Source organism: Acidovorax sp. ST3 (assembly GCF_003231145.1).
In the GTDB taxonomy this organism is placed as follows: Bacteria; Pseudomonadota; Gammaproteobacteria; order Burkholderiales; family Burkholderiaceae_C; genus Acidovorax.
Genome location: NZ_QKVP01000001.1, coordinates 294,363 through 307,104, shown reverse-complemented (window position 1 = coordinate 307,104; position 12,742 = coordinate 294,363). Strand labels below are relative to the sequence as shown.

Here is a 12,742-nt window from a genome sequence, read left to right as displayed (position 1 = left end):
GGCTCACTTCTTTTGCGGTGGCACATCCGTGCAGGAACCATGCGCAATCTCCGCCGCCATGCCGATGCTCTCGCCCAGCGTGGGGTGCGGGTGGATGGTCTTGCCGATGTCCACTGCGTCGGCGCCCATCTCGATGGCCAGGGCAATCTCACCAATCATGTCACCCGCGTGGGTACCCACGATGCCGCCGCCCAAGATCTTGCCGTGGCCGTGGGCCTCGGGGGAATCGTCGAACAGCAGCTTGGTGTAGCCCTCGTCGCGGCCATTGGCGATGGCGCGGCCTGAGGCCGTCCAGGGGAACAGGCCCTTCTTGACCTTGATGCCTTGCGCCTTGGCCTGGTCTTCGGTGAGGCCCACCCAGGCCACTTCGGGGTCGGTGTAGGCCACGCTCGGGATCACACGGGCGTTGAAGGCGGCGGATGAAAGCTCCTTGTTGCCTTGCAGTTCGCCGGCGATGACTTCTGCCGCCACATGCGCCTCATGCACCGCCTTGTGCGCCAGCATGGGCTGGCCCACGATGTCGCCGATGGCGAAGATGTGCGGCACGTTGGTGCGCATCTGGATATCGACATTGATAAAGCCACGGTCCGTCACAGCCACTCCAGCCTTTTCGGCGGCAATCTTCTTGCCGTTGGGCGTGCGGCCCACGGCCTGCAGCACCAGGTCATACACCTGCGGCTCGGGGGCGGTACCGCCCTCTTCCGCTGGCGCGAAGGTGACCTTGATGCCTTCGGGTGTGGCCTCGGCGCCGACGGTTTTCGTCTTCAACATGATGTTGTCGAAGCGCTTGGCGTTCATCTTCTGCCAGATCTTGACCAGGTCGCGATCGGCGCCCTGCATCAGGCCGTCCATCATTTCCACCACATCGAGGCGTGCGCCCAGGGTGCTGTAGACGGTGCCCATTTCCAGGCCGATGATGCCGCCGCCCAGGATGAGCATGCGCTTGGGCACTTCCTTGAGCGCCAGGGCGCCGGTGGAATCGACCACGCGCGGGTCGTTGGGCATGAAGGGCAGGCGCACGGCCTGGCTGCCGGCGGCGATGATGGCCTTCTTGAAGGCGATGACCTTCTTGGTGCCCGTCTTCTCCTGGCCGGTGCCGGTGGTTTCTTCCACTTCGAGATGGTTGGCGCCGACAAAAGCACCGTAGCCACGCACGGTGGTCACCTTGCGCATCTTGGCCATGGCGGCCAAGCCACCGGTGAGCTTGCCGATGACCTTCTCTTTGTGACCGCGCAGCTTGTCGATGTTGACGGCGGGGGCGCCAAAGTCCACGCCCAAGTCGGCCATGTGGCTGACTTCGTCCATGACGGCTGCCACGTGCAGCAGCGCCTTGGACGGGATGCAGCCCACGTTCAGGCACACGCCGCCCAGGGTGGCGTAGCGCTCGACGATGACGACCTTGAGGCCCAGGTCGGCCGCGCGGAAGGCTGCGCTATAGCCGCCGGGGCCGCCGCCGAGCACGAGCACGTCGCAGTCCAGATCGGCGGAGCCTGCAAAGCTGGATGCTACCGGATTGATAGCTGCTTGCGCTTGCGGCACAGGCGCTGGAGCCGCTTTTTGCTCAGAAGCGGCAGGCGCTGGGGCGGCTGCAGGGGCTGGGGCTGCCGCACCTGCGCCCTGCACTTCCAGCGTCAGCACCACCGAGCCTTCGGCGACCTTGTCGCCGAGCTTCACTTTCAGCTCCTTGACCACGCCTGCGTGGCTGGAGGGGATCTCCATGGAGGCCTTGTCGGACTCCACGGTGATCAGGCTCTGCTCGGCCTTGATGGTGTCGCCGGGCTTGACCAGCACTTCGATGATGGCCACTTCGGCGAAGTCGCCGATGTCGGGCACCTTGATGTCGATGATTGCCATGGTGTGTATTGGCCTTTCGTTACATCACGATGCGGCGGAAGTCCGCCAGCAGCGAGGCAAAGTACACGTTGAAGCGTGCGGCGGCAGCGCCGTCGATCACGCGGTGGTCCCAGCTGAGCGACAGCGGCAGCATCAGGCGCGGGGCGAACTGCTTGCCGTCCCACTTGGGCTCCAGGCTGCTCTTGCACACGCCCATGATGGCGACTTCCGGCGCGTTGATGATGGGCGTGAAATAACGGCCACCAATGCCGCCCAGCGAGCTGATGGAGAAGCAGCCGCCGGTCATGTCGGCTGGGCCCAGCTTGCCGTCACGCGCCTTCTTGGCCAGGTCACCCATCTCTTGCGAGATCTGGACGATGCCCTTCTTGTCGGCGTCGCGGATGACGGGCACCACGAGGCCGTTGGGCGTGTCGGCCGCAAAGCCGATGTGGAAGTAGTTCTTCAGCACCAGCTGGTCGCCGTCGAGCGAACTGTTGAACTCGGGGAACTTCTTGAGTGCGGCCACGGCGGCCTTGATCATGAAGGCGAGCATGGTGACCTTGACGCCACTCTTCTCGTTCTCCTTGTTGAACTGCACGCGGAAGGCTTCGAGGTCGGTGATGTCCGCGTCGTCGTGGTTGGTGACGTGCGGGATGACGACCCAGTTGCGGTGCAGGTTGGCGCCGCTGATCTTCTTGATGCGCGAGAGATCCTTGCGCTCCACCGGGCCGAACTTGGTGAAGTCCACCTTGGGCCAGGGCAGCAGGTCCAGACCCACGCCGGAGCCACCGGCTGCTGCCGAGGGCGCCTTGGCCGCCTGGGCCTTGGTCTGCACGGCGCCTGCCATCACTTGCTTGGTGAAGGCAGCCACGTCGTCTTGCGTGATGCGGCCCTTGGGGCCGGTGCCCTTGACTTCGTCGATGGGCACACCCAATTCGCGGGCGAACTTGCGCACCGAAGGCGATGCATGGGGCAGGCCTGCCGTAGGGGTGCCGGGCTGGTGGGCGGGCACCGAGGCTGCGGCAGCGGCGGGCGCTGCTGCGGCTACAGCCACTGCAGGGGCAGCCACCGCCACAGGGGCTGGCGCCGGTGCAGCGGCCGCAATGGGTGCGGGAGCTGCCGCCGGGGCCGGGGCCGCTGCGGTGGCAGCGCCTTCGAGCACAGCGACCAGATCACCGATGTTGACGGTGTCACCGATCTTGACCTTGAGTTCCTTGAGCACGCCCGCGGCGGGCGATGGGATCTCCATGGAGGCCTTGTCGGATTCGACGGTGAACAGGGATTGTTCGACCTTGATGGTGTCACCGACCTTGACCAGCATCTCGATGACGGCGACATCCTTGAAGTCGCCGATGTCGGGCACGCGCACTTCGATCGGGCCTGCAGCCGCAGGGGCCGCAGCTGCCGGGGCTGGTGCTGGCGCCGCCACTGGGGCGGGCGCGGGAGCAGCCGCGGCAGGAGCCGGTGCAGCGGCCGGAGCTGCCGCAGCGCCTGCCTCAGCGGACTCCACCACCGCAATCACAGAGCCCTGCTTGACCTTGTCGCCCAGCGCAATCTTGAGTTCCTTGACCACGCCCGCATGGCTGGAGGGGATCTCCATCGATGCCTTGTCGGATTCGACGGTGATGAGCGACTGCTCGGCCTTCACGGTGTCGCCCACCTTGACCAGCAGCTCGATCACGCCCACTTCGTCGAAGTCCCCGATGTCCGGGACTTGAATGTTGACCAATGCCATTGTTCTGTCTCCGTTCGTTTTATGCGTAGAGCGGGTTGATCTTGTCAGCATTGATGCCGTACTTGGCAATCGCCTCGGCCACCTTGGTGGCGGGCAGCACGCCGTCTTCGCTCAGTGCCTTGAGGGCGGCCACGACGATGTAGTGGCGGTTCACCTCGAAGTGCTCGCGCAGCTTGCTGCGGAAGTCGCTGCGGCCAAAGCCGTCGGTGCCCAGCACCTTGTAATTGCGGCCCTTGGGTACAAAGGGACGGATCTGCTCGGCATAGGCCTTCATGTAGTCGGTGGATGCGACCACAGGGCCGGTGCTGGTGCCCAGCTGCTGCGCCACGAAGGGCACGCGGGGTGTTTCCAGCGGGTGCAGCAGGTTCCAGCGGTCCACGTCCTGGCCTTCGCGGGTCAGTTCGTTGAAGCTCGGGCAGCTCCACACGTCGGCCTGCACGCCCCAGTCGGCGGCCAGCAGGGTTTGCGCGGCCAGCGATTCACGCAAGATGGTGCCCGAGCCCAGCAGCTGCACGCGCTTGTCGCCTTCGGCGCCGGGCTTGCACAGGTACATGCCCTTGATGATCTGCTCTTCGGTACCCGCCGTGAGGCCCGGCATGCTGTAGTTCTCGTTGAGCAGCGTGATGTAGTAGAAGACGTTCTCTTGCTGCTCGACCATGCGCTTGAGGCCACGGTGCATGATCACTGCGACTTCGTGGGCAAAGGTGGGGTCGTAGCTCACGCAGTTGGGGATGGTGTTGGCCAGGATGTGGCTATGACCATCTTCGTGCTGCAGACCTTCACCGTTCAGCGTGGTACGGCCCGAAGTGCCGCCCAAGAGGAAGCCACGCGCCTGCATGTCACCCGCCGCCCAGGCCAGGTCGCCAATGCGCTGGAAGCCGAACATGGAGTAGTACACGTAGAACGGCACCATGATTCGGTTGTTCGTGCTGTAGCTGGTGGCGGCAGCGATCCAGCTGGCCATGCCGCCGGCTTCGTTGATGCCTTCCTGCAGGATCTGGCCGGCCTTGTCTTCCTTGTAGTACATCACCTGGTCGCGGTCGACCGGGGTGTACATCTGGCCCTTGGGGTTGTAGATGCCGATCTGGCGGAACAGGCCTTCCATACCGAAGGTACGCGCCTCATCCACCAGGATGGGCACCACGCGCGGGCCCAGGGCCTGGTCGCGCAGCAGTTGCGTGATGAAGCGCACATAGGCCTGGGTTGTGGAGATTTCGCGGCCTTCGGCCGTGGGCTCCAAGATGGCCTTGAAGGTGTCCAGCGCGGGCACGGTAAAGCTCTCGTCAGCCTTTACGCGGCGGTGCGGCAGGTAGCCGCCCAGGGCCTTGCGACGCTCGTGCAGGTACTGCATTTCCGGCGTGTCGTCGGCGGGCTTGTAGTACGGGATCTCGGCCAACTGGCTGTCAGGGATCGGGATGTTGAAGCGGTCGCGGATGTACTTGATGTCTTCGTCCGACAGCTTCTTGGTCTGGTGCACGGTGTTCTTGCCTTCACCGGCCTTGCCCATGCCATAGCCCTTGACGGTCTTGACCAGCAGCACGGTGGGCTGGTTCTTGTGCTCGTTGGCGGCGTGGAAGGCTGCGTACACCTTGGCGGGTTCATGGCCACCACGGCGCAGCTCAAACACCTCTTCGTCGGTCATGTGCTCGACGAGCTTGAGGGTTTCAGGGTACTTGCCGAAGAAGTTCTTGCGGACAAAGGCGCCGTCATTGGCCTTCATGGCCTGGTAGTCGCCGTCCAGCGTTTCCATCATCAGCTGCTTGAGCTTGCCGCTCTTGTCGCGGCGCAGCAGCTCGTCCCAGCCATTGCCCCACAGCAGCTTGATCACGTTCCAGCCCGCGCCACGGAACTCGCCTTCGAGTTCTTGCACGATCTTGCCGTTGCCACGCACCGGGCCGTCCAGGCGCTGCAAGTTGCAGTTGATGACGAAGACCAGGTTGTCGAGGTTTTCACGCGCGGCCAGGCCGATCGCGCCCAGGGATTCGGGCTCGTCCATTTCGCCGTCGCCGCAGAACACCCAGACCTTTCGGTTTTCGGTGTTGGCGATGCCACGGGCGTGCAGGTACTTGAGGAAGCGCGCCTGATAGATGGCCATCAGCGGGCCCAGGCCCATGGACACCGTGGGGAACTGCCAGAACTCGGGCATCAGCTTGGGATGCGGGTAGCTGGACAGGCCCTTGCCATCGACTTCCTGGCGGAAGCTATCGAGTTGCTCTTCGGTCAGGCGGCCTTCGAGGTAGGCACGGGCATAGATGCCGGGGGCGCTGTGGCCCTGGATGTAGAGCAGGTCGCCGCCATGGCCTTCGCTCTCGGCATGCCAGAAATGGTTGAAACCGGCGCCAAACATGCTTGCCACCGAAGCAAACGAACCGATGTGGCCGCCCAGGTCGCCGCCATCGGCAGGATTCAGGCGGTTGGCGCGCACCACCATGGCCATGGCGTTCCAGCGCATGTAGGCGCGCAGGCGCTTTTCGATGGCGATGTTGCCGGGGCAATGGGCCTCTTTTTCAGGCTCGATGGTGTTGACGTAGCCCGTGTTGGCGGAGAACGGCAGATCGATGCTGCTCTGGCGGGCGTGTTCAAGAAGTTGTTCCAACAGGAAGTGGGCGCGCTCCGGGCCCTCCTTGTCGATGACGGCGGACAGCGCGTCCATCCATTCACGGGTCTCTTGCTGGTCGGTATCGGAACCGACGCCGAAACCGGCCTGAGGGTCGGGCTGAGCTGACATGCTTTGTCTCCTGTAGGTGTGGCAGCAATTTAGTACGTTGGCTCTAGTTTCGCATATTTTTTCGCAATTTCAAATGGTGCCTATGCATTTCATATTGCAATAATTTGCTGCAAATGCACATGACCCAGCAGACTGGGACCCCGCCAGGGCTCCTCTACACTCCACGCATGGATTCGATGCCCACCGCCCCCTCCCCCGCGGCCCCGACCGTGGCTGCGCCCATTCGCTGGTGGCGCAAGTGGTGGCGCGGCTTGTCGCCCACCCGGCAAGACCGGTTTGCCGCACTGGCCCCGCTGGCGGCGGTGCTGATGTTTCTGGCGGCCATCGTGGCGGCGTTCTGGTATTTGCGCGCAGAAGAGGCCGAGCGCGAGCAAGAAGCCCTGCGGCGTGACGTGGAATACGCACAGCAGCGGGTGCGCCTGCGCCTGCTGGAACGGCAAGAGCAGCTCATGCGCATCGCGCGCGACCTCTCCAACCAGGACCTCGGCAAGGCCGAGTTCATCAGCCGCGCCGAAGCGCTGATCAGCCAGTACCCGGAACTGCAGGCCATCACCTGGATCGACGACCGCCGACGTATCCGCGCGAGTCAGGCCGCCCCCACGCTGGCCAGTGGCGAGTTGCGCATTGCAGGTGAAGTGCTCAAGCCAGGAGAAACGGCCGACACCTTTGGCCTGGCGCGGGACCTGCAGCAACCCGTGTACGCCCAGCCGGCAGCCACCACGGGCGACGCCGCCCCGCTGCTGCAGCTGCAGGTGCCCCTCAACAACCAGGGCAAGTTCAGCGGCGTGGTGCTGGGTGAGTACTCCATCGACAGCCTGCTGCGCTATGGCACCCCCACCGAAGTGCTGGCGCGCTATGCAGTGACCCTGCTCGACAGCAAGAACCAGGTGCTGGCGGGCACGCCGCTGGGCCCGCGCAACAAGGCCACGCAGTTGTTGCCCTGGACACCCAAGGCCAACGAGTATGAGGTGCCCGTCTCTCCCGTCGGCAACGGCCTGGTGCTGCGCGCGCAGGCTTACCGCACGTCGCTCGGCGTGGTGGGCAGCGGCCTGTTCTGGCTGGTGGGGACGCTGAGCGCCATGACCGCCTGGATGCTGATCGCGACCTGGCGCCACACCCGCCGCCGAATGCAGGCGCAAGAGGCCCTGGTAGCCGAAACCAACTTCCGCCGGGCGATGGAAAACTCCATCCTCACCGGCATGCGCGCCCTCGACATGGAAGGCCGCATCAGTTACGTGAATGCCGCGTTTTGCCAGATGACGGGCTGGAGCGCGGAAGAGCTGGTGGGCCTGAAGGCCCCCTTCCCCTACTGGCCTGAGGCCGACCACGAAACCCTGCAGGCCAAGCTGCGCGACGAGCTGCGGGGCAACACCATGGCGGGCGGCTTCCAGGTACGCGTCAAGCGCAAGAGCGGGACGCTGTTCGACGCACGCCTTTATGTGTCACCCCTGATCGATGCCCATGGCCAGCAAACGGGCTGGATGACGTCGATGACCGACATCACCGAGCCCAACCGTATCCGCGAACAACTGTCGGCGTCGCACGAGCGCTTCACCATCGTGCTGGAGTCGCTGGACGCCTCGGTGTCTGTGGCCCCCCTGGGCAGCGAAGAACTGCTGTTCGCCAACAAGCTCTACCGCCAGTGGTTTGGTTCACAAACCGGCGGACATCTGCAGCTGGTGGCTCAGGCCGGCGTGGTGCCGGTGGCGGGCAAGGAGCAAAGCGGTATGGACGATGAGGACGGCCTGATGGGCCTGCCCACCGACACGCTGACCAGCGCCCGCAGCGAAAACGCCGAAATCTACCTGCCCGACCTGGGCAAGTGGCTGGAAGTGCGCTCGCGCTATCTGAACTGGGTGGACGGCCGCCTGGCCCAGATGGTGATTGCCACGGACATCACCCCGCGCCGATTGGCTGAAGAGCAAGCACAGCGACAGGCTGAGCGCGCCCAGTCGGTCAGCCGCCTCATCACCATGGGCGAAATGGCATCGAGCGTGGCGCACGAGCTCAACCAGCCGCTCACCGCCATCAACAACTACTGCAGCGGCATGGTCTCGCGCATCCAGAGCGGCCAGCTCACCGAAGAGGCCCTGCTCACGGCCTTGCAAAAGACGGCCCACCAAGCGCAGCGCGCGGGTCAGATCATCCAGCGCATCCGCTCGTTCGTGAAAAAGAGCGAGCCCAACCGCGCGCTGGCCGATGTGCATTCGATGGTCAACGAAGCTGTGGAACTGGCCGACATCGAACTGCGCCGGCACAACGTGCGCCTGACGCACTATGTCGCCGCGCGCCTGCCGCAGGTGATGGCCGACACCATCCTGATCGAGCAGGTGCTGGTCAACCTGATGAAGAACGGCGCCGAAGCCATCCAGCACGCCGACCGCCCGGCCCCCAACCGCAGCGTGGAACTGCGTGTGGTGCCCAAGCAGATCGATGACCGCCAGGTGGTCGAGTTCTCGGTGCAGGACACCGGCAAGGGCCTGGCCCCGGAAGTGCTGGAGCGCTTGTTCGAAGCCTTCTTCTCCACCAAGCAGGAAGGCATGGGCATGGGCCTCAATTTGTGCCGCAGCATCGTCGAGTCGCACCAGGGCCGGATGCAGGCGGAGAACCTCTACAATGGCTCGGAGGTTACAGGCTGCAGGTTCTCCTTCTGGCTGCCGCTTGCCAAGCCTGCTGATGCCACTACAAATTCAGTAGCAAACGAACAAAACCCAAGGACTGTTGCATGAGCTTGATTCCGAAAAAAGGCACTGTTTACGTTGTGGACGACGACGAAGCAGTTCGCGATTCCCTGCAGTGGCTGCTGGAAGGCAAGGACTACCGGGTGCGCTGCTTTGATTCGGCCGAGACATTCCTGTCACGCTACGACCCGCGCGAAGTGGCATGCCTGATCGTGGACATCCGCATGGGCGGCATGACGGGCCTGGAGCTGCAGGACCGCCTGATCGAGCGTAAATCCCCGCTGCCCATCGTCTTCATCACCGGCCACGGCGACGTACCCATGGCCGTGAACACCATGAAGAAGGGTGCGCTGGACTTCATCCAAAAGCCCTTTGACGAAGAAGAGCTAGTGGGCTTGGTGGAACGCATGCTGGACCACGCCCGCGAAAGCTTCGCCGGTTATCAGCAGGCCGCCAGCCGCGACGCCCTACTCTCCAAGCTCACCAGCCGCGAAGCGCAGGTGCTTGAACGCATCGTGGCGGGACGCCTGAACAAGCAGATTGCCGACGACCTGGGCATCAGCATCAAGACGGTGGAGGCGCACCGCGCCAACATCATGGAAAAGCTCAACGCCAACACTGTGGCAGACCTGCTCAAGATCGCCCTGGGACAGAACGCGCCCAAGGGCTGATCGCTCTTATTTTGATAGCTATCAGCGCATGTTCCACTAGCGCTACCGGCCATTTTGACTTGTATTTCTGACATGACAGCCCAACTCATCGACGGCAACGCCCTTTCTCGCCAACTTCGCAGCGAGGTGGCGCAACGCGCTGCGGCGCTGAAAACCCGTGGCGTGACGCCTGGGCTCGCTGTAGTTCTGGTGGGTGACAACCAGGCCAGCCAGGTCTATGTGCGCAACAAGGTCAAGGCCTGCGAAGACAGCGGCCTGCACTCGGTGCTCGAGAAGTACGAAGCCGACATGACCGAGGCCGCACTGCTGGCCCGCGTGGAAGCGCTCAACAACGACCCGGCCATCCACGGCATCCTGGTGCAGCTGCCGTTGCCCAAGCATATCGATGCGCAAAAGGTCATCGAAGCCATCTCACCCGCCAAGGATGTGGACGGCTTTCACATTGCCAGTGCGGGTGCGCTCATGACCGGCATGCCCGGCTTCTGGCCCTGCACGCCTTACGGTTGCATGAAGATGCTGGAGAGCATCGGCTACAGCCTCAAGGGCAAACACGCCGTAGTCATCGGCCGAAGCAACATCGTGGGCAAGCCTATGGCGCTCATGCTGCTCGGCCAGAACGCCACCGTCACCATCTGCCACAGTGCCACGCAGGACCTGAAGGCACAAACACTGCAGGCCGACGTGATCGTGGCCGCAGTGGGCAAGCGCAACGTGCTGACCGCCGACATGGTCAAGCCCGGCGCCGTGGTGATTGATGTAGGTATGAATCGCAATGATGAAGGCAAGCTCTGTGGCGATGTGGACTTTGACGGCGTCAAGGAAGTGGCAGGCTGGATCACCCCCGTCCCTGGCGGGGTTGGACCCATGACCATTACCATGCTGTTGGTGAACACCATCGAAGCCGCTGAGCGGACCGCCGCGCGCTGACAGCGCCCGGGGAAGACGCCAGCCGCTTTGCAACTTGAACCTGCGCCGCCTGGCGCCATCTAACCCCGCATGAGCAACGCCCTCCTCGACTTCTCCGACCTCCCCGCCTTTGATCGCATCACCCCGCAGGATGTCGCCCCTGCGGTTGATGTGCTGCTGGAGCGTGCCAACCAGGCCCTGGAGACCGTCACGGCGCCCGACTTTCCTGCCCGCTGGGACGCCATCGCCAAGGTGCTGGACGTAGCCACCGAACAGCTCGGACGCGCCTGGGGAGCCGTCAGCCACCTCAACAGCGTGGCGGACACGCCGGAGCTGCGCGCCGCCTACAACGCCGCCCTGCCCCGCGTCACCGAGTTCTGGACCCGCCTGGGCGCCGACGAACGCCTGTACGCCAAGTACAAGGCCATCGACCCCGCCACCCTGACGTCCGAGCAGCGCCAAGCCCACCGCAACGCGGTGCGCAACTTCGTGCTCAGCGGCGCCGAACTGACCGGAGCCGCCAAAGAGCGGTTCGCTCAGATCCAGGAACGCCAGGCCGAGCTGAGCCAGAAGTTCAGCGAGAACGCGCTCGACGCCACCGACGCCTTTGCCTACTACGCCACCGCCGAAGAACTGGATGGTGTACCTGCCGATGTGCAGCAAGCCGCTCTGGCGGCCGCGCAGGCGGAAGGCAAGCCAGGCTACAAGCTCACCCTGAAGATGCCTTGCTACCTGCCGGTGATGCAATTTGCCACCCGCAGCGATCTGCGTGCCAAGCTGTACCGCGCCTATGTCACTCGGGCCTCAGATCAGGCCGAGGGCGATGGCCAGAAGTTCGACAACACGGCGCTGATCGGCGAAATCCTGGCCTTGCGCCGGGAAGAAGCCCAATTGCTGGGCTATGCCAACTTTGGCGAAGTGTCTGTCGTGCCCAAGATGGCCCAGTCCCCCGCCGAAGTCATCCAGTTCCTGCGCGACCTCGCCCGCCGCGCCCGTCCCTATGCGGAGAAGGACGTGGCCGATCTGCGCGCTTTCGCCGCAGAACACCTGGGTCTGACCAACCCGCAGCCCTGGGACTGGCCCTACATCTCTGAAAAGCTCAAGGAAGCCCGCTACGCCTTCAGCGAGCAGGAACTCAAGGCGTACTTCACAGCCCCCAAGGTGCTGGCAGGCCTGTTCAAGATCATTGAGACGCTGTTTGAGGTGTCCATCCGCCGCGACGCGGCTCCGGTGTGGCACCCTGCGGTGGAGTTCTATCGCATCGAGCGCAACGGCCAACTGGTGGGTCAGTTCTATCTCGATCAGCCCGCCCGCACCGGGAAACGGGGCGGCGCCTGGATGGATGACGTGCGCACGCGTTGGCAGCGCCCCGACACAGGTGTGTTGCAAACGCCCATCGCCCACCTGGTCTGCAACTTTGCGGACGGTGTGGACGGCAAGCCACCCCTGTTGACGCATGACGACGTGATCACGCTGTTCCACGAGTTTGGTCATGGACTGCATCACATGCTGACCCAGGTGAACGAACGCGATGTCTCCGGCATTGGCGGGGTGGAATGGGACGCCGTGGAGCTGCCCAGCCAGTTCATGGAAAACTTCTGCTGGGAATGGGATGTGCTGCGGCACATGACCGCCCATGTGGACACTGGTGAGCCGCTGCCGCGCGCGTTGTTCGACAAGATGATCGCCGCCAAGAACTTCCAGAGCGGCATGCAGACGCTGCGCCAGATTGAGTTCGCGCTGTTCGACATGCTGCTGCACACCGAGCACGACCCGGCCCAGGACTTCATGCCCCTGCTGACCCAGGTGCGGCAAGAGGTGGCTGTATTGCAGCCGCCCGCCTTCAGCCGCACGGCCCACACCTTCAGCCACATCTTTGCGGGTGGCTACGCGGCCGGCTATTACAGCTACAAGTGGGCCGAAGTGCTCAGCGCCGATGCCTACGCCGCCTTTGAAGAAACCGCTGGCAGCGATGGCTTGCCCAGTACCGAAACGGGACGGCGCTACCGAGAGGCCATCCTGGAAGCGGGTGGCAGCCGCCCCGCCATGGAATCCTTCAAAGCCTTCCGTGGACGAGAACCCAGCCTGGATGCCCTGCTGCGCCACCAGGGGATGGCAGAAGAGCTGACCGCCTGAGGCTTAGACCGAACAAACCGCAGACTGCCCCACAACAAACACAGCCCACACG

The 12,742-nt window shown here is 64.0% G+C and carries 7 protein-coding genes; 4 read left to right on the top strand and 3 right to left on the bottom strand.

Features of this window, described 5'->3' with window-relative positions; genetic code table 11:
• Positions 1-3: 3 nt before the first annotated feature.
• The 3 genes from lpdA to aceE are packed head-to-tail and all read right to left on the bottom strand — an operon-like array spanning position 4 to position 6,296.
• Positions 4-1,854, bottom strand: coding sequence for a dihydrolipoyl dehydrogenase (lpdA, locus tag DNK89_RS01400; protein WP_110958604.1), 1,851 nt, complete (start codon positions 1,852-1,854; stop codon positions 4-6).
• Between the two features lie 19 nt (positions 1,855-1,873).
• The gene (gene aceF / locus DNK89_RS01395; RefSeq protein WP_110958603.1) at positions 1,874-3,568 is read right to left on the bottom strand and encodes a dihydrolipoyllysine-residue acetyltransferase; all 1,695 of its coding nucleotides are present in this window, start codon (positions 3,566-3,568) and stop codon (positions 1,874-1,876) included.
• A gap of 19 nt (positions 3,569-3,587) precedes the next feature.
• Positions 3,588-6,296 (bottom strand): pyruvate dehydrogenase (acetyl-transferring), homodimeric type, encoded by a 2,709-nt coding sequence (aceE, locus tag DNK89_RS01390; RefSeq protein WP_110958602.1) that lies wholly within the window; start codon positions 6,294-6,296, stop codon positions 3,588-3,590.
• A gap of 167 nt (positions 6,297-6,463) precedes the next feature.
• Between aceE and DNK89_RS01385 the strand changes: the two genes are divergently transcribed.
• The 4 genes from DNK89_RS01385 to DNK89_RS01370 all read left to right on the top strand — a co-directional run bounded on the left by DNK89_RS01385 (position 6,464) and on the right by DNK89_RS01370 (position 12,690).
• A complete protein-coding gene (locus tag DNK89_RS01385; RefSeq protein WP_110958601.1) occupies positions 6,464-9,025 on the top strand; it encodes a PAS domain S-box protein in 2,562 nt (853 codons plus the stop codon).
• Positions 9,022-9,648 carry a response regulator transcription factor gene (locus tag DNK89_RS01380; protein WP_015013997.1) on the top strand — a complete coding sequence of 209 codons (627 nt, stop codon included), beginning with the start codon at positions 9,022-9,024 and terminating at the stop codon, positions 9,646-9,648. The genes DNK89_RS01385 and DNK89_RS01380 overlap by 4 nt, the downstream gene beginning before the upstream one ends.
• 72 nt (positions 9,649-9,720) lie before the next feature.
• Positions 9,721-10,575, top strand: coding sequence for a bifunctional methylenetetrahydrofolate dehydrogenase/methenyltetrahydrofolate cyclohydrolase FolD (folD, locus tag DNK89_RS01375; RefSeq protein WP_110958600.1), 855 nt, complete (start codon positions 9,721-9,723; stop codon positions 10,573-10,575).
• Between the two features lie 69 nt (positions 10,576-10,644).
• A complete protein-coding gene (locus tag DNK89_RS01370; protein ID WP_110958599.1) occupies positions 10,645-12,690 on the top strand; it encodes a M3 family metallopeptidase in 2,046 nt (681 codons plus the stop codon).
• The last annotated feature ends 52 nt before the right edge of the window (positions 12,691-12,742 follow it).

Bases quoted from the DNA above. Each gene is read 5' to 3' on its own strand.
- lpdA (WP_110958604.1), bottom strand. From the start codon at position 1,854: ATGGCAATCATCGACATCAAGGTGCCCGACATCGGCGACTTCGCCGAA.
- aceF (WP_110958603.1), bottom strand. From the start codon at position 3,568: ATGGCATTGGTCAACATTCAAGTCCCGGACATCGGGGACTTCGACGAA.
- aceE (WP_110958602.1), bottom strand. From the start codon at position 6,296: ATGTCAGCTCAGCCCGACCCTCAGGCCGGTTTCGGCGTCGGTTCCGAT.
- DNK89_RS01385 (WP_110958601.1), top strand. From the start codon at position 6,464: ATGGATTCGATGCCCACCGCCCCCTCCCCCGCGGCCCCGACCGTGGCT.
- DNK89_RS01380 (WP_015013997.1), top strand. From the start codon at position 9,022: ATGAGCTTGATTCCGAAAAAAGGCACTGTTTACGTTGTGGACGACGAC.
- folD (WP_110958600.1), top strand. From the start codon at position 9,721: ATGACAGCCCAACTCATCGACGGCAACGCCCTTTCTCGCCAACTTCGC.
- DNK89_RS01370 (WP_110958599.1), top strand. From the start codon at position 10,645: ATGAGCAACGCCCTCCTCGACTTCTCCGACCTCCCCGCCTTTGATCGC.